This window comes from Sphingobacterium sp. NPDC055431 (assembly GCF_053644255.1).
Genome location: NZ_JBSHLH010000012.1, coordinates 115,620 through 140,035, shown reverse-complemented (window position 1 = coordinate 140,035; position 24,416 = coordinate 115,620). Strand labels below are relative to the sequence as shown.

Annotated in this window: 17 protein-coding genes; 13 read left to right on the top strand and 4 right to left on the bottom strand. The window is 39.9% G+C overall.

Going from position 1 to position 24,416, the window contains the following annotated elements; all coding sequences use genetic code 11:
- The 4 genes from ACWIB3_RS12240 to ACWIB3_RS12225 all read left to right on the top strand — a co-directional run.
- On the top strand, positions 1 to 820 hold an 820-nt coding region (locus ACWIB3_RS12240; protein WP_454291721.1), incomplete at its 5' end, for a hypothetical protein.
- Between the two features lie 5 nt (positions 821 to 825).
- The gene (locus ACWIB3_RS12235) at positions 826 to 1,929 is read left to right on the top strand and encodes a ThiF family adenylyltransferase (RefSeq protein ID WP_454291720.1); all 1,104 of its coding nucleotides are present in this window, start codon (positions 826 to 828) and stop codon (positions 1,927 to 1,929) included.
- Positions 1,930 to 1,966: 37 nt separating this feature from the next.
- On the top strand, positions 1,967 to 4,099 hold the full coding sequence (locus ACWIB3_RS12230) for a sensor histidine kinase (RefSeq protein WP_185217044.1): 2,133 nt from the start codon (positions 1,967 to 1,969) through the stop codon (positions 4,097 to 4,099).
- Positions 4,100 to 4,148: 49 nt separating this feature from the next.
- Entirely contained in the window at positions 4,149 to 5,237 is a 1,089-nt protein-coding gene (locus ACWIB3_RS12225) for a hybrid sensor histidine kinase/response regulator (RefSeq protein WP_185211706.1), read from the top strand.
- Positions 5,238 to 5,248: 11 nt separating this feature from the next.
- Here ACWIB3_RS12225 and ACWIB3_RS12220 read toward each other — a convergent pair whose 3' ends face one another.
- Together ACWIB3_RS12220 and ACWIB3_RS12215 are read right to left on the bottom strand one after the other, a co-directional pair.
- Positions 5,249 to 5,716, bottom strand: a complete 468-nt coding sequence (locus ACWIB3_RS12220; RefSeq protein ID WP_185211707.1) for a response regulator — start codon at positions 5,714 to 5,716, stop codon at positions 5,249 to 5,251.
- Positions 5,717 to 5,819: 103 nt separating this feature from the next.
- Positions 5,820 to 7,094 carry a DUF2264 domain-containing protein gene (locus tag ACWIB3_RS12215; RefSeq protein ID WP_454291719.1) on the bottom strand — a complete coding sequence of 425 codons (1,275 nt, stop codon included), beginning with the start codon at positions 7,092 to 7,094 and terminating at the stop codon, positions 5,820 to 5,822.
- A 139-nt stretch (positions 7,095 to 7,233) separates the two neighbouring features.
- Between ACWIB3_RS12215 and ACWIB3_RS12210 the strand changes: the two genes are divergently transcribed.
- From ACWIB3_RS12210 to ACWIB3_RS12195, 4 genes are all read left to right on the top strand, one after another.
- Entirely contained in the window at positions 7,234 to 8,103 is an 870-nt protein-coding gene (locus ACWIB3_RS12210) for a helix-turn-helix domain-containing protein (protein ID WP_185217043.1), read from the top strand.
- 169 nt (positions 8,104 to 8,272) lie between these two features.
- Positions 8,273 to 9,775, top strand: coding sequence for an acyl-CoA dehydrogenase family protein (locus ACWIB3_RS12205; RefSeq protein WP_454291718.1), 1,503 nt, complete (start codon positions 8,273 to 8,275; stop codon positions 9,773 to 9,775).
- A gap of 343 nt (positions 9,776 to 10,118) precedes the next feature.
- Complete coding sequence (locus ACWIB3_RS12200; protein WP_454291717.1) at positions 10,119 to 11,255, top strand: NAD(P)-binding domain-containing protein; 1,137 nt, start codon at positions 10,119 to 10,121, stop codon at positions 11,253 to 11,255.
- 38 nt (positions 11,256 to 11,293) lie between these two features.
- Positions 11,294 to 12,508 carry an MFS transporter gene (locus tag ACWIB3_RS12195; RefSeq protein ID WP_454291716.1) on the top strand — a complete coding sequence of 405 codons (1,215 nt, stop codon included), beginning with the start codon at positions 11,294 to 11,296 and terminating at the stop codon, positions 12,506 to 12,508.
- 223 nt (positions 12,509 to 12,731) lie between these two features.
- On the opposite strand, the gene ACWIB3_RS12190 is transcribed toward ACWIB3_RS12195, so the two are convergent.
- The gene (locus ACWIB3_RS12190; RefSeq protein ID WP_454291715.1) at positions 12,732 to 12,920 is read right to left on the bottom strand and encodes a hypothetical protein; all 189 of its coding nucleotides are present in this window, start codon (positions 12,918 to 12,920) and stop codon (positions 12,732 to 12,734) included.
- Positions 12,921 to 13,400: 480 nt separating this feature from the next.
- Here ACWIB3_RS12190 and ACWIB3_RS12185 point away from each other — a divergent pair, with 480 nt between their 5' ends.
- Together ACWIB3_RS12185 and ACWIB3_RS12180 are read left to right on the top strand one after the other, a co-directional pair.
- Positions 13,401 to 15,851, top strand: a complete 2,451-nt coding sequence (locus ACWIB3_RS12185; RefSeq protein ID WP_454291714.1) for a ThuA domain-containing protein — start codon at positions 13,401 to 13,403, stop codon at positions 15,849 to 15,851.
- Positions 15,852 to 16,076: 225 nt separating this feature from the next.
- Positions 16,077 to 16,328 (top strand): hypothetical protein, encoded by a 252-nt coding sequence (locus ACWIB3_RS12180; protein WP_254529175.1) that lies wholly within the window; start codon positions 16,077 to 16,079, stop codon positions 16,326 to 16,328.
- A 676-nt stretch (positions 16,329 to 17,004) separates the two neighbouring features.
- Here the strand turns inward: ACWIB3_RS12180 and ACWIB3_RS12175 are convergent.
- A complete protein-coding gene (locus tag ACWIB3_RS12175) occupies positions 17,005 to 17,847 on the bottom strand; it encodes a mechanosensitive ion channel family protein (RefSeq protein ID WP_454291713.1) in 843 nt (280 codons plus the stop codon).
- Positions 17,848 to 18,125: 278 nt separating this feature from the next.
- Here ACWIB3_RS12175 and ACWIB3_RS12170 point away from each other — a divergent pair, with 278 nt between their 5' ends.
- From ACWIB3_RS12170 to ACWIB3_RS12160, 3 genes are all read left to right on the top strand, one after another.
- A complete protein-coding gene (locus tag ACWIB3_RS12170; RefSeq protein WP_185217038.1) occupies positions 18,126 to 19,511 on the top strand; it encodes a TrkH family potassium uptake protein in 1,386 nt (461 codons plus the stop codon).
- Between the two features lie 3 nt (positions 19,512 to 19,514).
- Positions 19,515 to 20,198 carry a potassium channel family protein gene (locus tag ACWIB3_RS12165; RefSeq protein WP_185211715.1) on the top strand — a complete coding sequence of 228 codons (684 nt, stop codon included), beginning with the start codon at positions 19,515 to 19,517 and terminating at the stop codon, positions 20,196 to 20,198.
- A 314-nt stretch (positions 20,199 to 20,512) separates the two neighbouring features.
- Positions 20,513 to 24,415, top strand: coding sequence for a response regulator (locus tag ACWIB3_RS12160; RefSeq protein WP_454291712.1), 3,903 nt, complete (start codon positions 20,513 to 20,515; stop codon positions 24,413 to 24,415).
- Position 24,416 lies beyond the last annotated feature (1 nt).

Genomic DNA, 24,416 nt, shown 5'->3' with positions numbered 1-24,416 from the left:
CAGAAAAGTGACATTAATTTTAAAAAATGGTAGACCTGTTGTCAGATTAAGGGCGTTTAGAGCGATAGATGACCCTGAAACATGTTTACGATTTATCAAAGGGCATGAACACGTGCTAACCTCTATAGGTGTTAAAAAAGTAACCTCATCCAAGGACGAATGGATGTTCAATCCCGCATCTTTTGTTTTAATTGTAGAATCTCTAGATGGTGCAAACGTTTATGGTGGGGCGCGTATACATGTTGCTGGTGGTACTCAACCTCTTCCTATCGAAGAAGCCACCGGAATGATGGATCCAAAAATATTTGACCTTGTCTGGTCATACGCTCAAGAGGGAACAGGGGAAGGCTGTGGACTATGGAACTCCCGTGAAATTGCTGGCTATGGAATCGGAAGTATTTTCCTTACCCGAGCGGCAATTGCAATCGCACCTCGGATCGGACTGAAAACCTTATTTGCACTTTGTGCACCCTATACCATCAATCTTACAAAAGCAGTAGGTTATCGACAAGAATTTGGAGTAGGAAATAACGGTACATTTTATTACCCGAAATTAGATCTCTTGGCCACAACGATGGTTTTGGATGATGTATTTAATGTTCCTACAGCCTCCGAAGAAGATCGTAATGCCATTCTTGCCCTGCGGGATATGGCTGTAGGTCCTCGGATAGAGGTCCTCCGATCCAAGGAGATTGAAATCCATTACGATCTAAGCCTTAATAACCTGCAAGGTTGGGACCTTCAAAAAATTATCAATATGGCAAATGGACCAAGGTCTATTGATGATGGTAAGAGTCCCGACGATATTGTAATTCTATAAAAACTATGCAAGACAATCACGCTACCAAAAACAACTATTTATACAAACCTATATTTTTTGACAAATCCAAACCTGCGGATGCTGTTGCCATCCAAGAATTGCTGGATAAACAGGAAATCGTATTTGTACATGATCAATTCGAACGGCAGTTAAGGGATCTTTTTATTTGCCGAAATCCTACTTTTTCGACAAACGAAGAACAATTTCTGCAATTTGTTGGTTTAATCAGTAATCAACGACCTATGGAAGAGTTGGGTGCCTGGGTTTATTATCCGTGGAGAAAAACCTTAGTGCACGTTTTGGAACGTGAAGAATTTATCGAAGTAAGAACAAACCGCAATCAACTTAAAATATCAAAAGCAGAGCAGGAGCTTCTGTCGAATAAGACAATTGGTATTATCGGACTTTCAGTTGGTCAATCTGTGGCTATTACCATTGCTATGGAAAGAGGTTGTGGCAAGTTAAAGCTTGCCGATTTTGACGATCTGGATCTTAGCAATTTGAATAGGTTGAGAGCACCAGTGTTCAGCTTGGGGATTCCCAAGGTTGTCCTGGCAGCAAGGGAAATTGCAGAAATCGATCCCTATCTGGAAGTGGAGATATATCCCGAAGGGATCTATGAGGAGAATTATCGAGAATTTCTTTTGGGGAGTCAAAAACTGGACTTGCTGATCGAGGTCTGTGATAATTTTGAGGTGAAGGTCGAAAGCAGGATCCGCGCTAAGGAGCTAGGAATTCCGGTAATTATGGAAACCAATGACCGAGCAATGCTGGACATAGAAAGGTTTGATGTATTTCCTGAACTGAAAATATTCCATGGACTTGTTGGTGATATAACGGTTGATGAAATCCAAGCTTTGGACAAGAATGAGAGGATGGGGCTGTTGATGAAGATTGTCAATGCCAAAGAGCTATCTGAAAGGATGAAACAATCGCTTCCTGAACTGGGTAAATCCCTGAAATCTTGGCCACAATTGGCTTCCGAAGTCGTGTTGGGCGGTGGTATTTCTGCTTGGGCTTCGCGAAAACTTCTGCTCGGTCAAGATCTGAAATCTGGAAGGTATTACGTGGATTTGGAGAAAATATTAAGTGCAAACCCTGTTAATTAACACATCAGCGATGTTAAGGTATTTGTTATTTCTAACTATGATTTTATGCTGTCTTTTTAGCCCTAAAGCTAAGGCATCGACAGATAGTGTCATTTACTTTAATGGGAAGGATGTCAAAAATATTGGAAAGTATTTATCTCTCTATGAAGAAAATGGGGAGTCAGTTTCTTTTAATGATGTCTTAGCACATCCAAACCTTTTTTCTAAATGTGAAACTGAGGTCCCTAACCTCGGGATCGTCAAGAAACCCCATTGGATCAAGTTTGAAATCGTCAATAATTCTGATGAGGATCGCTTGATCGTAGACCTATCCCAACCTAATATTGCGGAAGTGAAATTTTACAGCATTATCAATTCCCAAATAGACAGTGTTGGATATAACTTAAAACAAGGTTATAGCGATCGAAAATATTCCCATCAATTCTATCTGTTTGATCTCCATCTCAAAAAAGGAGAGAAAGCAGTCTGCTATATGAAGTTGCAGAGCGAAACTCAAGTCATTGTTCCGCTGTCCATCCATACGCCAACAGGACTTTTTAATTTCCTGCAGAAAGAAGATATCCTTTCAGCCATCTACATAGGACTGATGTTGTCCTTAGTGCTCTATAATGCGTTTCTATATGTTGCAACTGGGGAAAAGCATTATTTAAGCTATGTGAACTATATTTTTTGGGTCTTTGTGGCCCAAATGGCGGTATTGGGGCTATTTGAAAGAGTTTTCCCCATTCGCAGTGAATGGCTGTCATCAAGATTGTTAACGTTTTCAGGCGCCATGTCAGGTATCGGTGCCATTCTTTTTGTCAAGTCTTTCCTGCACACTTCCGTAGAAGCGAAGGGCTTCAATAAATTACTGAACGTTTTTTTATTTGGTTATTTCTTTGCCATCCTATTGTTGTTGATAGGCTATATTATCCCTGCATATAGAATCGTAAACCTGGTTGCGGGTGGTGGAGCTGCCATCGTCCTCATATTTGCCTTTGAGTTATCGCGAAGAAAATATAGCCAGACCAAGTTTTTCCTCTTTGCATGGTGTATCTTCCTGATCAGTGTATTGGTCTTTGTTCTTAAGGATTATGGCGTGCTGCCAACCAACGTATTTACGGCTCGGTCCGTACAGATAGGTTCTGTTATCGAAGCGCTCTTGCTATCTTTTGCATTGGCCGATAAGATCAATACTTACCGCAAGGAGATGTTGGAATTACAGGTCCGTGAATTGGCTATTTCCCAAGAAAATGAAAAGCTGATCCGTGAACAGAATGTGATTTTGGAACAGAAGGTCCGTGAAAGAACGGAAGAACTCCAAGAGTCCAATAAATCGCTGAGCTTAACCTTGTCAAACCTGAAAGATGCCCAAGCCCAGCTGGTGGAATCTGAGAAAATGGCCTCTCTAGGTCAGTTAACGGCCGGTGTAGCCCATGAGATCAATAATCCGATCAATTTTGTGACCTCCAATGTTTCTCCACTTCGCCGCGATGTTGGAATCCTCTGGGATATTATCGATCAAATTGAAATGATAGCATTGGATAACGACCTGCAACTGGAAGAGAAACAGGAGAAAATCCAAAATATCAAGAATATCAACGATGTTGACTATCTGAAATCGGAAATCAATTTCTTGTTGAAGGGTATCCAAGAAGGAGCAGAACGGACAGCTGAAATAGTCCGGAGCTTACGGATTTTTTCCAGGATTGATGAAGATACGCTGAAGCGTGCCGATCTGAATGAATGCCTGGATTCCACTTTGGTCATCTTGAATCCAATGACCAAAGAACGGATTAGGGTCATCAAAAATTACCATAGCATTCCCATGGTGGAATGTTATGCGGGTAAACTGAACCAGGTTTTCATGAATATACTTTCCAATGCCATCTACGCCGTTGAAAAGAAATACAATGGAAATGCGGGTGGAGAAATCAAGATCGAAACAAAACTTGACGAGGATTTGTCAAAAGTAATAATCAGTATTATGGACAACGGTACGGGGATCCCTCCAGAGGTCATCGGACGTATCTTTGAACCATTTTTTACAACAAAGGATGTTGGTGAAGGCACAGGTCTAGGGATGTCAATTGCTTATAAAACAATTGAAAGACATAATGGAAGAATTGGTTTGCAATCCACGGTCGGAGAGGGAACCACTTTTGATATCCATTTGCCAATCAAACAATAAGGTAAAGATTAAAATAAAGGTTTTTTAGGTCACACTAAAAGGTAATAGTATGGATAAGAATTTTGAGGTGTTGTACATTGATGATGAGTACAATAATTTGGTAGGATTTAAAGCGGCATTGAGGTTTCACTACGATATTCATATTGCGAGCAATACTACGGATGCAGAAAATATTTTAATGACCAATCCCAATATCAGGGTAATCTTTTGTGACCAAAAGATGCCCGGAGAGAATGGAATTGATTTCTTCAGCAGGATCAAAAAGGAATTTCCGAAGCCTATGCGGGTCTTGATCACAGCTTTTGCAGACATGGATACGGTAATTGACTCCATTAACCGCGGTCATATCTTCAGGTTTATCAAAAAACCTTGGGAAGAAGCTGAGATTATTTCCTGTATCGAAGAGGCCAATAAGTTTTATGTAACAAATTCTTTGTTGGATTTGCGCAATATGGAGCTTCAGAAAGCTTATGAGGAGCTTGATAAATTTGCCTATAGCGTTAGCCATGATTTACGCGATCCACTTGCCGGGGTGCTTGGTGCTATCCGGATTGCTTTGGATTTCAAGAGTGTCGAGCAGGTTCATGAAATCCTGAACCTCATGAAAACTTCCATTGTTAAATTAGAGGACTATATCAACAGCCTTCGAGATTATTATCTGTTGAGAAGGGGAGAGCTCAACCTTTCCAAAATTGATTTCAATTCCATCTTCGAAGATATTCTTGACTTTTATAAAATGTACAGCCAAAACTCGGGCGTAGAGATCAGCTTTGAAGTCGACCAAGAAAACACGTTCATCAATGATAAATCCATCTTGGAATTGATCATACACAATTTGGTTTCCAATGCGATAAAGTACCAAAAATTAGACTCTCTGGATAAATGGGTGAAATTGAAGGCAGAAACTGAAAATGGTCATGCAAAAATAACCGTAACGGATAATGGAATTGGAATCTCAGAATCTTCGATCAACGATATCTTTAGGTTATTTTTCCGCGCTAGCGATCAGGCTGAAGGGATGGGCTTTGGATTATATAATGTGAAGACTGCTGTGCAGAAACTTAAAGGCGGGATTTCAGTAGATTCAGAACCAGAGAACGGATCTAAATTTGTAGTGACTATTCCTTCTAAGGAATAGTCATTGGAATTTTAGGACAATAGTTTTTGACGAAGTAAAAACTCCAATTGTTCGTTTGAGATCTCCAGTTTAGACTTTTGATCGATGATATTTTTCTTGTTCTGATAGATTTCAAAAGCTCTTGAGATGGTTTCGGTCAATTCCTCTTCGCGCCAAGGCTTGTTCAGGTAATGGAAGATTTTGCCTTTGTTAATGGCATCGACCACTGCACCCATATCCGTATAACCGGTCAACAGGATTCGCATAGGGTCAGGTTTGATTTCAATAACCTTTTCCAAGAATTCCACCCCGGTCATTTCAGGCATTCGCTGGTCAGTAATTATGATCTGGATATCATTTTTACGAATAATATCCAATGCTTCAGCTCCCGTTAAGGCAGTAAATACATTGTATTTAAACCTGAACGTAGCTTTAAAAGAAAATAAATTGTTCTCTTCATCATCCAAATACAGCACATTAATCTTATTTTCTATGTTCATTACTTTCTTACTTGAAAAACTGTTTCAAAATTAGTAATTATTTGTGGTCCATAATAATTGATTTGAATATAATGAGAAAATTGCATTTTTTTTCAGATTTAAATTAATATTTTACTTGATAGTCTTTTGGAAACTTTTTTCCGGAAAAAGCTCGCTGTGAGGTCAACTCTTCACTTTTAGAAGTCCAGAATTCATCATCTGCTGGTAAGCCCAATGGTAAGAAGGAAAGGGATGCTTCATATAATGATCCGGCATTGGTATAGGTGTCAGCCATATTCCCCTGATCTGTGGAAGTAAATCCCAAAATTAACCAACCATATTGATCATAAAGATCATGCTTGTAAATGTTTTTCAGGATGGCTGTCAATCCATTTCGGATTTGGCCATATGATAGATGCTCTGGAAGTTTCTTGTCCAATGCTACTTGTGCCAAAGGTTGGAAAGCTCCATTCCTATAGGTTGAACTCCGTCCGATAATTGGAAAATAACCTTCCGGAGAAATCATTCTTTCCAAGTGCTGGGCATATCGTTGCATTCTCTTATAAGCACGGTCATACTTCTCTTGGTAGATCCCAGCCTTCAGGTTATGTTTTAAGGTTTCAACCAGCATGCAATGGATGATATAGCCATTGTAATGGTCAAATGCAAAGTGGTTACCATCTGAGTACCAACCATCGCCAACATACCAATCCTGGTCAAATTTATTGATGGCTAAATCTATGCTTTCCCGATTGGGTTCCACACCAATGCTGTACAGAAAGGTTTCGGTAATCGATGAAAACAACAGCCAATTGTTTTGCCCCGGCTTTATCCAGCGTATGTATTTCAGCTCCTCAATGACCTGTTGTTTGGTCTTGTCAGGAAGAGGTTCCCATAAGGCTTGTGGAGCCCTTAAAAAGCCTAATGCTAAATGGGCAGCATCTACCAAGGTCTGACCTTCTTTTCCACGCCAAGAAAAATAATCGGGCGAACTGGGATCAAACCCATGTTGTATACCGAGTAGGGCTTGTTCCCTATATTTTTTTCGAAGTTTACCTTCTTCAGAAGCATCGTCTTTCAATCCCAACCAAGGAGCCATGCCGGCCATCAATCGGCCAAAGGCCTCCAAATACCCAACCTTTGGATTTCGCCCATCAAAAGATTCGGATACGACCATGGGCATGTTTTTCTGGAAAGTGCCTTTACTGATGTTCTCCAAAATAGGGTTTGCCATTTTGCTCAAAATGGAAACCCAATAGGCTCGGTCATCTGTAGCTAGATATTTTGATGATAATCCATCTGTGTTGGTCTCATTTAGGACGGCATATGCCCTGTTTTCCTGCATGGTTAAACCAGCAATCATTAATCCTGCAGACTGTATCCAGGTTCTTCTTTTCATAGAGTAGGTATTTATGGGTTTAGGTCAGTTATTTGCCTTTTCTCTAATTTAACATATTCTGGCCAAAAAGTAGCATATATTGAAAATCGGCATCCTCAATCAATTTTATTAAGTTTGTAATATCGAGATGCAATAAGGTATGGAAAAGAATAAAATCAGCGCTGATGAGTTCGTCGAGAAGTTTATGGGAGGGAGCCTTAAACACCTGACCTATATACAAACGCCTATCAAGATCTTTCCATTACGTGATATAGCACCTTATCTGAAAACCCCGATTCCACCTATTTTCTTCGGCTATAATCTCCTTATTTATATTAATCAAGGTTATTTCAAACATCAGATTGAATCTACTTCATTTATGGTACAGGCACCTTCTGTGCTAATTTCCAACTATGGTAATATTTCTGCTATTGATTCGGTGGATAAATCCGCACAGGGATATTGTGTATTGATCAAGGAGCAGGCTATGACATCCTTGTTCAGGGAACAAGAAATCCTCAATATTTTCACCATCTCACCTTTATTGAATCTCAGTAAGATAGATAATGAAGAATTGAACGGACTTCTGGATTTGCTATACGAGGAAATCTATACGGAAAAACCCTATAAGGAATACTATGAAAGTATTTTTAAGACCGTGATGTTAAAGATTATCAAGATTTCTGCCTCCAATAAATCCTTGGGAAGGCGACAGGAAATTGCGATATCATTTAAACAACTGGTTCATTTACATTATAATAAGGAAAAGTCCGTTAATTTTTATGCAGATAAGTTAGCTGTCTCCGTAAACTATTTGAATAGATGTGTTTCTTCGGTGTTCAAGAAATCCTCAAAACAGCTCATTCTTGAAGTTGCCATAATCCATAGCCAGTTAATGCTGTTGGAAACCAATAAAAGTGTGGCCAGTATCGCCTATGAATTGGAGTTTGAAGATCCATCTTATTTTACCCGTCTGTTTAAAAAGATCGTAGGAATTTCTCCAACTGAATATCGCAAAACGATAAATTAGCGCAGAATGGTTTTTATGCACGATTTGTCCTAAATATAGACGAATTCCTCATAGATATTTTCTTGATTTCCCTCTAATTTTACAATTGAGTTTTATAATAGCCAATTTGTTCAACTCAAAAAGGCGGACCTATGAATTGCTCACTATACATTGTAAATAAAAAAATAGCATGAACGGAGTTATAGAAAATATAGATTTTGAAAACTATATTTCATCATTCAGAAAACACTTATACCACCTATTCAGAGAAGAATTTGATTATTCATCCATTAGTTTGAAACGTGATTTTCCTGCAGAGTTTCTAGCAGAGATCATGAAGAAAAAACCTCTGGCGGTGGCAATTCCTAAATTGCACGGAGGAAGAGGCGTATCGGTAAAAGAATGTTTAGGAGTTCTGTCTGCCGCTTCGTATGAATCTCTGGCACTTTCCTTAATGTTCGGTATCAATATCGCTTTGTTCTTGGAGCCTGTTGCCAAGTACGGAAATTATGCTGTGCAAGAACGCGTATTTAAGGAATTCATAGAGAACAATGCCATGGGAGGTTTAATGATAACCGAGAAAGCCTACGGTAGCGATGCATTAAATATGAAAACGGCTTACGATCAAATCGGCATCTCCTATAAGATCAAAGGTGAAAAACATTGGCAAGGACTTAGCGGTGCTGCTGATTTCTGGTTAGTTACTGCCCGCAAACTCACCCCAACCGGTGAGTTGACCCGCGACATTGATTTTTTCGTGACGGATAACAGCAATCCTGAACAACATATCCCTATGCTGGAGCGCTATAACAACCTTGGTTTGTATGCAATTCCTTATGGCGTCAATCAAATTGATGTAGTTGTACCGGAAGATCAAAAATTAACACCAGAAAGTACAGGAATTAAATTGATGCTGGACATGCTTCACAGAAGTAGATTGCAATTCCCAGGTATGGGCTTAGGTTTTATCAAGCGTCTACTTGATGAATCTCTGCAACATTGCCAAAACAGGATTGTCAGTGGAAGCCCATTGATCAACATTGATTCTGTAAAATATCAAATTTCAAGAATCCAGGCAGCCTTTGCCATCTGCTCAGGTATGTGTGCTTATTCAGTAGCAACCAGTGGTATTGAAAATGACCTTTCAGGATTAAGTATTGAAGCCAATACCTTGAAAGCCTTGATTACCGACTTGATGCAAGAGTCTGCACAGATCAGTCTTCAATTAGCAGGTGCAAATGGATATAGATTGGATCATATCGCTGGACGATCAGTGGTGGATAGCCGCCCATTCCAGATATTCGAAGGATCCAATGAAATGCTATATGGACAGATTGCTGAAGGTATCAGCAAGATGATGCGTAGAGCAAAAGAATCAAATCTATATGAATTCTTAAAAACCTATCCTAATGCTAATCTGAGTGCTCCATATTTCAAGGAACAATTGAACTTCAGCCTAGAAGCCGGTATCAACCAACGCGACATGGTTACCATTGGTCGAATGATCGCTAGGGTAATCAGTTTCCAATTTGTTCTTCAAATGGAAGGCTTCAACGCTGAATTAGTAGAAATCACCCGTCAGCATATATTGATGGATCTGACGATGTTCCATGGCCAGTACATTAGCAAAAACAGCGCTAATCCTTTGGTTGAATATAGTATGGATTCCGATTGGATGAACTTTGTCTCTTAATAACAATTTCAAATACAACAAGGAGAGCTGGGTTTTATTACCCAGCTTTTTTTATGGCCAAAATTTTTAATTACTAAGTATTCTTGATTTTCCTATTGGTCTTATTCGAGACATATTCCGAATTTTGGCAATATGAATAAGGTAGAGTTAATATTCTATCCGAAGCATTCTCGAATATGCCTCGAATGAGTCTCGACCATGGTCTATTTTATTAGCCATAATTATGTCAGGAAAAACCTTGAAAAATACCATTCTCCTGAATCTTTGATAATTTTATTTCATCATATAAAAAAACTAGCTATAGGTTAAACAATCTATTGTCTTTTACTATTTTAAATACTGTATGGAGAAACAGAATAAGGCTGATAATGCTATGGCGCCAATTCCGGATGGAAGGAAACTAGATGTTTTCTATAAAGTGGACATTGTAGTCATCGGTGCGGGGCAGGCAGGTCTGTCGGCGGCCTATCATCTCAAAAGGGAAGGGTTAGAGCCAGGAAAAGGATTTGTGGTATTGGATGATGAATTTGGTTCCGGTGGAGCATGGCAACATCGCTGGGATTCCTTGACCTTGAGCAATGTGAATGGAATCAATGACCTGCCGGGGATGACCTTTTCGGAAGCGGTCAATCGCGATGATAAACAATTGCGGGCCAATGTTGCTTTGCCCCAATATTATGAGAAGTACGAAAAGGCCTTTGATCTCCCTGTAATCAGACCAGTAAATGTATTGAAGGTAACGGAGCGAAATGGAAGGTTTCTGATCCATACCAATGGACTGCAGTTTTCAGCAAAAGGCATTATCAATGCGACCGGTACCTGGAAGACTCCACATTGCCCGAAGTATCCCGGTTGGGATAAGTTTAAAGGAAGGCAATTACATACCGGTGAATATAAAAATGCTGCTGAATTTATAGGGAAGCACGTCATAGTCGTTGGTGGTGGGATTTCTGCTGTACAATTATTGGGTGAGCTCTCCAAAGTGACTAAGACTACATGGGTAACTCGGAGGCCTCCTGATTTTCGGCCTTATGAATTTAATCCAGAATTAGGTCGAGAGGCGGTGGCCATGGTAGATGAACGGGTACGGAAAGGATTGCCTCCAAAATCGGTTGTTTCTGTCACGGGCTTACCGATCACTCCGGCTATTGCGGATATGTTGAAGTCTGGTGTATTGGATAGGAAGCCCATGTTTCAAGAGATAACAGAAAATGGCGTGAAGTGGGAAGATGGTAGCGAAATGGATGCTGATGTTATCTTTTGGAATACCGGTTTTAGGCATTCCTTGGACCATTTGGATCCTCTGGGGTTAAAAAATGAGCAAGGTGGAATTGAAATGGGCGGTCAATTAGCAACCCAAGTGGTAAAAGACCCTAGGATTCATCTGACTGGTTATGGGCCTTCCTCTTCAACCATTGGAGCAAATAGGGCGGGGCGTGCGGCTGCAAAGGAATTAATTGCCTATTTAAAATTGAAATAAGTGCCGAGCAGATATATTTTGAGAACTTAACTTACAATATGACTTTTTCCCGATACGAATCATTATTGGTTGTGATGTTGACCATTGTCCAGTTTACGGTAGTTTTAGATTTTGCAGTTATGGCACCTTTAGGTGCAGAGTTGATCGACTCCTTGGATATTTCCACCAAGCAATTTGGTATCTTAGTGTCTGCCTATGCATTGAGTGCAGGTGCTTCGGGCTTCCTTTTAGCCGGTTTTATCGATCGTTTTGACCGTAAAAATATCCTCTTGATCATGTACGTAGGTTTTATTATCGGAACAGTCTGTTGCGCAATAGCACCTTCGTACTATTTTTTGTTGGTATCTAGGATTGTCGCCGGTGTTTTTGGTGGAGTAATGTCGGGAATTACCTTTGCGACCGTTACAGATTTTTTCAGGTATGAGATCAGAGGTAGGGTGATGGGGTTTATACAGATGGCATTTTCTGCAAGTCAGATTTTGGGGATTCCATTAGGGCTCTATTTAGCGCATATTTGGTCCTGGCATGTTCCATTTTATTTTATCGTTGGTATTGGCCTTATCAATATCGCCATGTTGGTGAAATTTATGAAGCCTATTCCTTCCAAAACCGTTCCTGGAGAGAAAAGCAGTTATTTCCAAGTGATAAAAAGGGTTTTTACCAATAAAAAATATTTGGTTGCCTTTTCGACAACCTTTTTCCTGGCAACAGGAGGGTTTATCCTACAGCCCTATGTTACCCCGCATTTGGTATTCGATCTTAATTATGCAGAAGACCAGTTGCCCTATGTTTTTTTCTCGGCGGGGATAGCCACATTGATTGGTTCACCAATTTTTGGAAAATTAAGTGATTCTTGGGGAAAGTATAAGTTGTTTGTTACGGGTAGTTTATTGGCCGGAATCTGTATCATTTGGTTTGTTAATGTTCCAGCGGGCAATTTATTTATGGTTGCCGTGGCATTCAGCTGTATGATGCTGTTTGTATCTTCTAGGATTATCAGTGCAACCGCCATGATTACAGCCATTCCAGATGCTAGTGAACGTGGAGCCTTTATGAATATCAATTCAGCCATACAACAGTCCAGTGGGGGAATTGCCTCCATCTTAGGTGGAATTGTTTTGATTGAAAAGGAAGGTAATCAGGGCTTTGAGAATTTTCAGTTATTGGGACTGATTACGTTTGTGAGTATTTTGATCTGTATCTTGTTGATGTATAGGGTGAATAAAATCGTGGAAGGGAAATATTTGAAGTAAATGTAATGATTGTGGTAGGGGAAATGCTAAGCCGGTTGGTATTTGAACCAGGATGTAAGGATAAGAGGATGGACCAAGATCGATGATTTGAACCAGGATAAAAGGGATAGGAGGATGGACCAAGATTGGGGGCTTATTTTAGCATATAACTAGTGCTAAAAGGCCTGTTTTTTTTGCGGGGTCATCCTGACGCAGGAAGGATCTCGGAACAATGCATATATTTTCAAGAGTGTATTGGCGTACTTTCCTGTACCTTCGGTTTCCCCCTTCCTGTCGTCCTGACGAAGGAAGGATCTCGGAATTTTACAGACATAATCAAATTACGGATGGCATTGGCGTACAGGTTCTTAACCTTCGGTTTCCCCCTTCCTGTCGTCCTGACGAAGGAAGGATCTCGGAATTTTACAGACATAATCAAATTACGGATGGCATTGGCGTACAGGTCCTTAACCTTCGGTTAAGGATGACAATCGGTTTGTGTGGAGAACCGTACAGATTCCTCACTGATCGTTCAGAATCAAAATGCGCCTAGGAGGGATTCAGAGTGAAACGAAGAATCTATTTATTACTTTTTTTAAGGATCGTTGTCATCCCGAAATCGTAAGATGAGGGAACTATTTTTTTTCTTTTTAGACGCTTAAAAGGGAGATATAAAAAATATTTCACCCACGCTGTGGGTTTTCTACATTCCAATTCACCTTTCTACAAATATTTCACTACTGTTGTCGATTCCCAAAACTTGATCTTTTACTAACCTTTCAGTTGTAATTTTTTCAATGCAGTTCTTTAGACTGAAATAATTAATTGCATATTTGTTTTTTGACTGACATTTGCTAATTTGGTAAAACGGATTAGCGAAACCTAAACACAAAAAATATTAATAAACTCAAATATGATTAAACATTGTTTATCCAAGATTTCTCTCCTGCTAATATTAGTGGCGGTACTGAGTTCTTGTCAACAAAAGCGATCTGGAAAGCCTAGGGTATTGGTTTTCAGTAAAACTGCAGGTTTTCATCACAATTCAATTGAAAAGGGCAATGCAGCCATTCAAAAATTAGGTCTAGAGAACGATTTCGTTGTGGATACCACTTCGAATGCGGATCGATTTGTTGAAGATTCTTTGAAGAATTACTCAGCAGTTGTATTTCTAAATACATCTGGGGATGTCTTAAACAATTATCAAGAAGCTGATTTCGAGCGTTACATTCAAGCTGGAGGTGGTTTTGTTGGAATCCATTCAGCAGCTGACTCGGAGACGGATTGGGGTTGGTACGGACGTTTACTTGGTGGATATTTTGGTTCAGAGCCTGAATTGAAACAAGGTAAATTAACCATTGTAGACAAAAATCATCCTTCTACAAAAGGTCTTCCTGATCCTTGGGAGATTACCGATGAATGGTACACCTTCAAGAAACAACCTGAAAACTTAAAAATCCTGATGACGGTTGATAAATCTGTTTTCCCGAATAAGGATGAGGTTGAGCAGGCTCCTGTTGCTTGGTTCCATGAATATGATGGCGGAAGGTCTTTCTACACCGGTTTGGGACATGAGGATGCAGAATATGCAGACGCGAATTTCTTGAAACATATCTTAGGGGGTATTCAATATGCAATCGGTAAAAACCTTGAATTAGACTATAAAAAAGCTAAGACTGTTCAGGTTCCAGCTGCAGACCAGTTCAAGAAGGTAACTATGGCCGAAGGAGAGTTCTTTGAACCGACGGAAATGGCTATCCTTCCAAACCTTGATATCTTGATTGCACAACGTCGCGGCGAATTGTTGCTTTATAGCAAAGAAACCAATAAAGTAAGCCAAGTTGGACTTTTGGATGTCTATCATAAAACAGAAGTTCCAAACGTGAATGCGGAAGAAGGATTTATGGGTCTAACAGCCGATCCAGACTTTGCAAAGAACAATTTTATCTATGCTTATTACAGTCCTAAAGATACTTCGGTAAATAGACTTTCGAGATTTGTCTTCAAGGACAATAAATTGGATATGGCTTCTGAAAAAGTGATTTTAGAGCTTTATTCTCAACGTGATATCTGTTGTCATACAGGTGGTTCATTGGCATTTGGTAAGGATAGAAATCTGTTCATTTCTACAGGTGACAACTCTACTCCATTTGATGAGCCAAACCAAAAATATGTGAGCAATGGATTTTCTCCTAAGGATGCTCGGGAAGGGCATGAGCAATATGACGCTCAACGTTCTTCTGGAAATACCAATGATCTGCGCGGTAAGGTGTTACGTATCACCGTTAAAGAAGATGGTACCTATGCTATTCCTGAAGGCAACCTATTTGCGAAAGGAACAGAGAAAACAAGACCTGAGATCTACGTAATGGGTAACAGAAACCCTTATAGAATCTCTATTGATAAGAAAAATGGTTTCTTGTATTGGGGTGAAGTTGGACCGGATGCGAATAAGGATTCGTTGAACAGAGGTCCGCGTGGTTACGATGAAGTTAACCAGGCTCGTAAAGCAGGTTTCTTTGGTTGGCCATATTTCGTAGGAAACAACTATGCTTACCATGCTTATAATTATGAAACTGGTGAAATGGGTCCTGCGTATGATGCGAAAAAACCAATCAATGATTCAAGGAATAACACAGGTTTAAGAGAGTTGCCAGAGGCAGTGCCTGCCTTTATTTGGTATCCATATGCGGAATCACCGGATTTCCCTCAAGTAGGTTCTGGTGGACGTAATGCGATGGCCGGTCCAATTTATTATACCGATATGTTCCCTCAGGAAACCCGTTATCCAGACTATTACAATGGTAAATTGTTTGTCTATGACTGGATCCGCGGTTGGTTTAAAGCAGTTACGATGTTGCCGAACGGTGATTTCGATAAGATGGAGCCATTCATGGGCGGTGTTAAATTCAACAGTCCAATCGATATGGAAGTAGGTCCCGATGGTAAGTTCTATGTATTGGAGTATGGCAGTGGATGGTTTAGCAAGAACCCGGATGCTGGGATTTCAAGAATTGATTTCGTGCCGGCTTCGGCAGATCAGGCTGCTCATAAAGGAACTGAAGGGGATGCAAGTGTTGCTGGACCAATGGGCCACCAGCAAGGCAGCAAGCCTAAAGGTGAGGCCTTGATCGAGGCATCAGACTGTAAGGCTTGTCACGCTATCGATAAGAAGTCTGTAGGACCTTCATATGTAGAGATTGCAAAACACTATAAAGACAATAAAGATGCACACAGTATCCTAGTGAAGAAAATCAAGAATGGCGGAAGTGGCGTTTGGGGAGAAGTAGCGATGGCTGCACACCCGAACATGAAAGATGCCGACCTAGATGAGATCGTAACCTGGATCTTGTCACATAAATAAGAAATCATTTAGTTAACCTGATGTTTCAGGGATAAAAGAATTGGAGTGGCTGAAAAGCCGCTCCTTTTTTGTATTGGAAGGATGAATGTTTGCTTAGGTAGGCAACCCCTAGCGCGCAATGTCATTAAGTTAAGGAAAATAACCACAGATTCTTTGTTACTTTTGAAGCCCAAAAGTAATCAAACCGCCGGAGGAGCTCAAGGATACCAATTTTCTTCGTTACTTTTGAAGCCCAAAAGTAACCAAAAGGCTTCGGCCCATTTAAGGTGGCTTTTCGCACAGTCATCCGCACATGGACAAGAATGCCTTGTTGTCGGGAATACCTTTCTCAAGATCATCCCTTTTGATGGGATGATCTTGAGAAAGCATTCCAAGGCCAATCCCATCGCACAGGTCATCGGCATTCTTTCCATTTTTCCGCCACTGGAAATGAGCCGGGGGCTAAAGGACTTCCTTCGGAAGGTGAAATGTTTGTAGAAAACCCCCAGCGGGGATGGAATATTTTCAGAAATTAGATCTGAATAATGGCCAACCCCTAGCTGGGGTGGAATATTTTTCTATATATTCCTTTTATGGGTCAAAAAAGAAAAAAATAGTTTGCTCATCTTGCGATTTTGCAATGACAACGATCCTTAAAAAAAGAAAATAAATAGATTCTTCGTTTCACTCTGAATCCCTTCTTAGCGCATTTTGATTCTGAACGATCAATGAGGATTCTGTACAGTTCTCCACTCTACGACCCTGTCATCCTGGACCGAAGGTCCGGGAAAGTAAGCCATTGCAATTATGGAAACGCATTGTTCCGAGATCCTTCCTGCATACCAATGAAGTTTGATAGATCTATGTTTCTGGCTTTCTAGACCCATTTTTATTATCCTGAATTTTTCCTTTTTTATGACATACTGCCCTGGAAGGGCAGAATTATTTTAGAAATAGTATTGAACAATATAGAAGTAGCGAAAAACTGATGTTCGATTAATCGAACATCAGTTTTTCGCTACTTCCAGGCTAACGTACCATGCTAGCTAAAATAATGGAACCCCGATCTTGGCCCATCCTCTTATCCTTTGAATCCTGGTTCAACCCCGATCTTGGTCCATCCTCTTATCCCTTCAATCCTGGTTCAAAATCCCCCTCCCAGCAATCTCTTTTTTTATTTTTTGATATGGATATCGGTTTGTGGGAATGGGATATCGATTCCTGCCTTATCCAGGTCTTCTTTACATTGTATGATCAATTGTTCCTGCATGGCCCAGAAATTTTCGTTGGAGGTCGTGGCACGGATTGAGAGGTTGATGGCACTATCACCTAATTCAGTGACAACCACATCTGGTGCTGGATCTTTAAAGGCAAATTCATTTCTCGAAATCGTATCCAACAACAATTGTTTTGCTGCCTTTAAATCGGTGTCATACCCTACACCTATGTTGAACCATGTTCTTCGGGTTCCTAGTTCAGAATAATTGGTGATGTTACTATTGGAAAGTTCACCATTGGGAATGATTACCAATTGATTCTGCGGAGTAACCAATCTGGTATTGAAAATATCGATTACCTTGACCGTACCATCCACACCTGATGAAGAGGAGATATAATCACCGACCCTAAAAGGTTTGAACAGCAAGATCAATACACCTCCAGCGAAGTTAGAAAGTGATCCTTGTAATGACATACCGATTGCTAAACCGGCAGCACCAATTACTGCAATAAAGGTGGAAGTCTGTACGCCTAATTGGCTGACCACCACGATGAAAAGCATGATCTTTAAGACCCAATTCAATAGGTTCCCCAAAAATGTCCTGATGCTGGGATCTACATCGCGCTTTTCGAAAATCTTTCCTAAAAGTTTTCCAAATAGCTTGATCAACCATAGTCCCAAGAAGAGAACAAGTGCGGCAGAAATCATAGAGCTCAATAATACTGGAGCATATGCGATTGCACTGTCAATAAATTTTTCAAGTTTGTTTTCTATACCGTTCAAATTTGCGTCTTGCATTTTTTCTGTTTTTGTGGTGCGTATTAATAGTAAATATTCAGTATGATAAATTCGATGTACCCTTCGCAGGGAACAAAAAGAGATCCCACGGCTAATCACCTAGAAGCGTTAAAGATAGTATGGGATTTGCAGCGAATTGCGAATGCTAATTTGCTGTTGTTTTTAATAAATAAGACACAAAGGTATTAAAAAATAAACTAATAGGCAATTTTAGCGCAGGATTGATGAATTATTGCATATTTTTTGAAATTATCCTTACTTTGCCAGCACTCTGAAATATGAAAAACGTTAAAGCATTCTATAACCCTGCGCAACTCTTTACGTTCAGTTTTATTATGATCATTTTGACTGGATGTTTATTGTTGATGGCGCCGTTTTCTACCCAGGTTCCGATTAATTTTATCGATGCACTCTTTACGGCAACCAGTGCGGTCTGTGTCACGGGATTGACTACTTTGGATACCGGAACTGCATTTACTCCCATAGGTCATTTTATCATTATTTTACTGATTCAGATCGGCGGATTGGGCATCTTGACCTTTACCAACTATTTCGCTTATTTTTTCAAAGGAGCAAGCACTTACGAAAACCAAATCGCGACCAGTAATTTTTCCAATAATGAAAAGCTGGGGGAAGTATTTTTGATGTTGAAGCGAATCATCATCATTACGTTTTCCATAGAATTGGTTGGAGCGATCTTCATTTTCCTTTTTACGGCAAAGTTGATGGATCAGTCCTTTTTGGAACATCTGTTTTTTTCAGTCTTTCATTCGATTTCATCCTTTTGTAATGCAGGATTTTCTGTAGTGCCAGATGGTCTGACCAATCCACTCGTTATCCATAACTATGCATTTCAGATGGTCTTGATCATCTTGATCATTTTTGGAGGTCTTGGCTTTCCAATAGTAATCAATATATTGAAATACCTGAAGCACGTATTCAATCGCATATTTAAGAAGATTGCCTATCGGGAATTTGATTATAAGCCTTGGGTGATCAATATAAACAGTAAGATCAATTTGATTACTACGCTGAGCATTACAGTTTTTGCGACTATATTGATCTTTATATTGGAATATGATAATATCTTGGTGACGCATGAGGGGATAGGCAAATTCGTAACAGCACTTTTTACCGTTGTTTCCCCACGTACGGCAGGTTATAACAGCATTGACTATGGCGCTTTACATATTTACAGTATCCTGTTCATTATACTGTTGATGTGGATCGGTGCCTCACCAAACTCTACTGGGGGAGGTATTAAGACGAGTACTTTTGCCGTAGCGGTTTTGAACATCCTGAGTTTGGTTAAGGGAAAAGAAAGGGTAGAGGTATTTCAACGTGAAATCGCAGGCATTACCATTAAACGGGCATTTGCCATCATGACCTTATCGCTTTTTGTGATCGGCTGCTGTATCATTTCGATTTCTGTTTTTGATCCAGAATGTACTTTGGTAGAAATCGCATTTGAATGTTTTTCTGCCTATAGTACGGTCGGATTGACCTTAGGCATTACGGCAAAGCTATCAGCAGGGAGTAAGATCACATTGATTATTCTGATGTTTATAGGCAGGGTGACCATGCTGACAATTATGATTGCCATGTTCAAGAAGGTGAAATTCACGAATTATAGATACGCAAAAGAAGAACTTACAATAAATTAAGCAATGAAATTTATCATCATAGGATTAGGGAATTTTGGGGCCTCTTTGGCCATGAAACTAACAGCCCAAGGAAACGAGGTGATTGGGGTTGATTTGAGGCTGGAGCGCATTACCGCTTTGAAAGAGAAAATCACACATACCATTGCGCTTGATGCGGCCGAGCCAAGTGCTTTTCATTCTTTGCCTTTAAAAAACACCGATGTAGTCATTGTAGCCATAGGCGAGGATGAAGGGGCCAATATTATGGTGACTGCATTATGTAAAGAAGCACAAGTGAAACGTTTGGTGAGCCGTGCGGTCAATGCATTACATGAAAAGGTCTTGAATGCCATCGGAGTTACTGAGATTGTCCATCCGGAGGAGGAAACTGCAGAGCGCTGGTCGAAGAAGCTATGTTTGTCTGGTTTGGTTGATTCATTTGAATTAAATGCCAACTACAGCATTGTGGAAGCCATAATTCCAAAGCAATATGTAGGCAAAACAATTCAGGAAATCGGTTTTAGGGAAAAATATGAAATATTAGTCCTGACCATTCTGAAGAGTGCAGAAAGAGATACTTTATTTGGCAAAAGCAGGATCGTCACCACGATTTTGCATGGAATCCCTAAACCTGATACGGTATTGCAAGAAGGAGAAATCATCGTCATATACGGTAGCAACAATAACATTAAAGAGTTCTTGAAATAGGATTGCTTTTAATGAAATCGCAAGAATTATAAGGGATGTTTGGCATCCCTTTTTTTGTATAAAAAGCCTTACCTAAACAAGAACTTCGGATTATCGGCAAAGAATATATCTGCATTTCCATATACTATTATTAGCGCTAATATATTGCTATATGAAAGTTATTTATTCAGTATGATTTTAGTTTCGTTAATTTTTTTTAAAATGATAAAATAATTTTAGAACTATATCGCAATTTTATGGTTTAAATTAATAAAAAAGAAGTTATAACATAAGTAATAACTATCTTGCATTACTTATTAATCTACCAATATTGTATGAGCATGCCTATTGTCCCGGAAAATGAATCGGAGCGTTTAAATATCCTATATTCTTTTGGACTGATTGCTGTTGGAAAATTGCCGGAACTGGATGTTTTTGCAGAACTGGCATGTCGTATTACGAACTGTCCCTCCTCCATCATTGCTATTATGGAAAAGGATCAGCAGCGAATCCAAAGCTGCATTGGTCTGGACTTAGAAACGGTAGATCGTAAGAATACGGTCTGCCAATATACGATATTGAGTTCGGAGCCATTGATGATTGAGGATACCTTCTTGGATACCAGGACGGCGCATAATCCGCTCATCATTGCTGGGCAGATCCGGTTTTACGCTGGGGTACCATTATTGGACGAACGTGGACATGCTTTAGGTACACTATGTGTAATCGATTATCATCCCAAAACATTAAGCCAGCAACAGTTAAAAGAACTGGAAGACTTAGCAAAAGCCGTTTTGGCCGTACTATTGGCCAAGCGGAAATTAAATCAAGCGGGTTATTTCAAGGATATCCTTTCCGTGACACAGAACATGATCTGTGTTTTGAATGAGGATTTTACCGTAAAGGAAGTAAATCCAGCCTTTGCAGAACTGATGCAAATACCTATCCGCGAATTCGACGGTCTTAATTTTTTAGAGGTACTGAAAGTTAAGGATAGGAAGGTGGTCTCGAAAATCAAGTCTGTATCCAGTTCAGATCTGGAGGTTATGGTGCAAACGCAAACACAGCTTAGGGAAGACGAGTCGGTAACGATTGATTGGCACCTGAGGCATGGTCAAGAGAATAAGGAGATTTTTGCATTTGGCAGGAACATGACCAGAGAGAATTCAGAACGTGCAAAACTGGAAGTTTCCGAAAGGAGATTTAGGAATTTCTTTGAAAATGGAATCGGGCTGACGAGCATGCACGATATCCATGGGAATATATTGGAGGTCAATGAAAAGGGCAGACAGGTTCTTGGATATTCCTTGGAAGAAATCCCAGGTTTGAACTTAAGGGATTTAGTACCGAATGAAAATAAATCGCTTGTTCAACCTTATTTGGATAGGATCCTGAAAAATGGAGAGGATTCTGGCATGATGGTCCTGAAAAAAAGGAATGGAGAATGGATCTATTGGTTGTACAACAATATGGTCGAAAAAGACCAGAACGGCAAGCAATATGTCGTGAGCTCCGCCTTGAATTTAACCGATCGGATCAAGTTAGAGAAGGACTTAGAATATACCAAACAGATGCTTGAGCAAACCAATATTGTTGCCCAAGTAGGTGGTTGGGAAGTTGATGTTAAAAAGAATGAAATCTATTGGTCTGATTCAACACGATTGATCCATGGTGTTTCTGAGGATTTTCAGCCCAATATGGAGAATGTGTTTTCATTTTTCGATCCGGAGGAAAGAACGATCATTGAGCATAGATTTAACAGGGCCATCGAAACTGGGCAGTCCTATGATTTTGAAATACAATTAAGAAAGCCGAATTCAGAACAGATCTGGGTCCGTATTAAAGGCAACCCTGAATATATCGAAGGGCGATGTGAAAGGGTTTTTGGGGTTATTCAAGATATTGACCAGAGCAAGAGGCTGTATTTAGACATTGAGTTAAAAGAAGCCATGCTTCAAACCTTTGTCAAGCACGTTCCAGCTGCAGTAGCCATGTTTGATACTGATCTCAATTATTTGGCGCTCAGTCAACAATGGATTGAAGAATTCCATCAAGGGAAGAATTCAGACGGCAAAAGGAATCTTTTTGAACTTTTTCCAAATGTTCCCGAAAGTCGCAAGCAGATCTATCAACGAGCCTTAGAAGGAATACCCTATAAAAATGTAGATGAGGTTGTTCAAGTTGAAGGCGCTGCAGAAAATCAACATTATAATTGGGAAGTGAGGCCTTGGCGTATTTCGGACAATAATATTGGTGGGATAATCATATTCTCCCAAAATATAACGGAACAAGTCGAGAACAATGAGGAACTAAGGAAAGCGAAACAGCTTGCGGACCTAGCCAGTAAAGCTAAATCCGAATTCTTGGCGAATATGAGCCATGAGATCAGGACACCATTAAATGGTGTAATAGGCTTTTCCGATCTATTGCTGAAAACACCGCTAAACGATCTACAGAAGCAATATTTAAAATATGTAAATGAATCTGGGACAAACCTCCTTGCGATCATTAATGATATCTTGGATTTTTCAAAAATAGAATCAGGAAAGCTTGAATTCTACATTGATCAATACAACCTATATGAATTAGTAAACCAGGTCATCCACGTGATTCTCTATCAAGCCCAAAACAAGGATATTGAGCTATTATTGAATATTGAGCAGGGTTTGCCGACCATGATTCATGTAGATGAATCCAGGATTAAACAGGTTCTGATCAATCTTTTGGGGAATGCGGTAAAATTTACGGAACAAGGAGAGATTGAATTGCGGGTGGAGGAAACCTTCAGGAATGAGGAGAAGGTCGGATTGCGATTTACGGTTCGAGACACCGGAATAGGGATTCCAGATGAAAAGCAGCAGCGCATATTTGATGCTTTTATCCAGGAAGACAGTTCTGTGAGCAAACGTTTTGGAGGAACGGGCTTAGGTCTGACGATTTCCAACAATATCCTAAATTATATGGGCAGCAATCTATCCTTGAGGAGTGCAGTAGGGGTAGGGTCGGAATTCTTTTTTGAAATAGAAGTTCCTTATGAGAACCCTATTGAGGCTGAACATAATTTGGCAGTCGATTCTGCCCTGATTGTGGATGATAATGGCAGCAATAGAATGATTTTGGAGCACATGTTGGCCTATAAAGGAGTGGAAACCGAAACTGCTGAAAATGGCTTTGAGGCCCTACAGCTTTTGTCCATTGGGAAGCGATTTGATGTAATTTTGATGGATTATAGGATGCCAATCCTAAATGGTTTAGAAACTCTTTCAAAAATCAAGGAATTATATCGTCAGAACGAGGAGGAGTTACCGATCATGATCTTGCATACCTCTTCAGATGATGAAGAGCATATTGGACACTTCCGTCAAGAATCCAACTCACATATATTAACCAAGCCTATTATTTCAGAAGACTTGTATAGGATCTTGAGGAAAGATACTGAGGCTAATAAATCACTTCCAGTGGAGCAGGAAATGGAGTTCGCTGCAGAAGAAAAGATATCCACAAAGTCATATCAGGTTCTTCTTGCAGATGATAATCCGGTGAACATGGCCTTGAATAATCGACTTATAGAAAATTTACTTCCTAATTGTAGTACGGTCTGTGTTGAGAATGGCCAATTGGCAGTAGACTCCTGTGAAAACCAGGATTTCGATCTGATCTTAATGGATATTCAGATGCCGGTGATGGATGGGCTTGAAGCGACAAAAAGGATCCGAGAGATTGAAAGTTATAAGCATGTGCCCATCATTGGAATTACTGCCGGTAATGTTGTTGGGGAAAGAGAAAGGTGCTTACAGGTAGGTGTGAATGATTTTTTGACCAAGCCCATTAAAGTTGAGACTTTTAAAGAAGTACTGTACAATTGCCTACTAAAGGCTTCAGATAAAAGTTTATCCAACATCAATGAGGTCAAGCATATAGATTTTGATGTTATTGAAGAAGCGACCGATTCTGATCCGGTATTTAAACAACAGTTTTATGGATTGATCTTTCAAGAACTGCAGATGCAGGAATTGGATATCAAGCAATTGATCCAGGATCGAGATGAAAATCTATTAGGACGAGTCTTACATAAATTGAAAGGTACATCAGGAAGTGCAGGCTTGACGGAATTGAATCTTATGTTGATTGAATTGGACAGTCAATTTTCGAAGGGGATTGAAGTGTGGGAACATTTGCCTAAGGTATTACATGAAATTGAAATATTACAGAAATTATTAATTGATATAAAGGAGTAAA

What these genes read in the sequence shown, in the direction of transcription:
- ACWIB3_RS12210 (WP_185217043.1), top strand. Translation starts at nt 7,234, where the DNA reads ATGGAAAAGAATAAAATCAGCGCTGATGAGTTCGTCGAGAAGTTTATG.
- ACWIB3_RS12195 (WP_454291716.1), top strand. Translation starts at nt 11,294, where the DNA reads ATGACTTTTTCCCGATACGAATCATTATTGGTTGTGATGTTGACCATT.
- ACWIB3_RS12225 (WP_185211706.1), top strand. Translation starts at nt 4,149, where the DNA reads ATGGATAAGAATTTTGAGGTGTTGTACATTGATGATGAGTACAATAAT.
- ACWIB3_RS12235 (WP_454291720.1), top strand. Translation starts at nt 826, where the DNA reads ATGCAAGACAATCACGCTACCAAAAACAACTATTTATACAAACCTATA.
- ACWIB3_RS12200 (WP_454291717.1), top strand. Translation starts at nt 10,119, where the DNA reads ATGGAGAAACAGAATAAGGCTGATAATGCTATGGCGCCAATTCCGGAT.
- ACWIB3_RS12160 (WP_454291712.1), top strand. Translation starts at nt 20,513, where the DNA reads ATGAGCATGCCTATTGTCCCGGAAAATGAATCGGAGCGTTTAAATATC.
- ACWIB3_RS12230 (WP_185217044.1), top strand. Translation starts at nt 1,967, where the DNA reads ATGATTTTATGCTGTCTTTTTAGCCCTAAAGCTAAGGCATCGACAGAT.
- ACWIB3_RS12220 (WP_185211707.1), bottom strand. Translation starts at nt 5,716, where the DNA reads ATGAACATAGAAAATAAGATTAATGTGCTGTATTTGGATGATGAAGAG.
- ACWIB3_RS12165 (WP_185211715.1), top strand. Translation starts at nt 19,515, where the DNA reads ATGAAATTTATCATCATAGGATTAGGGAATTTTGGGGCCTCTTTGGCC.
- ACWIB3_RS12215 (WP_454291719.1), bottom strand. Translation starts at nt 7,094, where the DNA reads ATGAAAAGAAGAACCTGGATACAGTCTGCAGGATTAATGATTGCTGGT.
- ACWIB3_RS12185 (WP_454291714.1), top strand. Translation starts at nt 13,401, where the DNA reads ATGATTAAACATTGTTTATCCAAGATTTCTCTCCTGCTAATATTAGTG.
- ACWIB3_RS12170 (WP_185217038.1), top strand. Translation starts at nt 18,126, where the DNA reads ATGAAAAACGTTAAAGCATTCTATAACCCTGCGCAACTCTTTACGTTC.
- ACWIB3_RS12205 (WP_454291718.1), top strand. Translation starts at nt 8,273, where the DNA reads ATGAACGGAGTTATAGAAAATATAGATTTTGAAAACTATATTTCATCA.
- ACWIB3_RS12190 (WP_454291715.1), bottom strand. Translation starts at nt 12,920, where the DNA reads ATGTCTGTAAAATTCCGAGATCCTTCCTTCGTCAGGACGACAGGAAGG.
- ACWIB3_RS12175 (WP_454291713.1), bottom strand. Translation starts at nt 17,847, where the DNA reads ATGCAAGACGCAAATTTGAACGGTATAGAAAACAAACTTGAAAAATTT.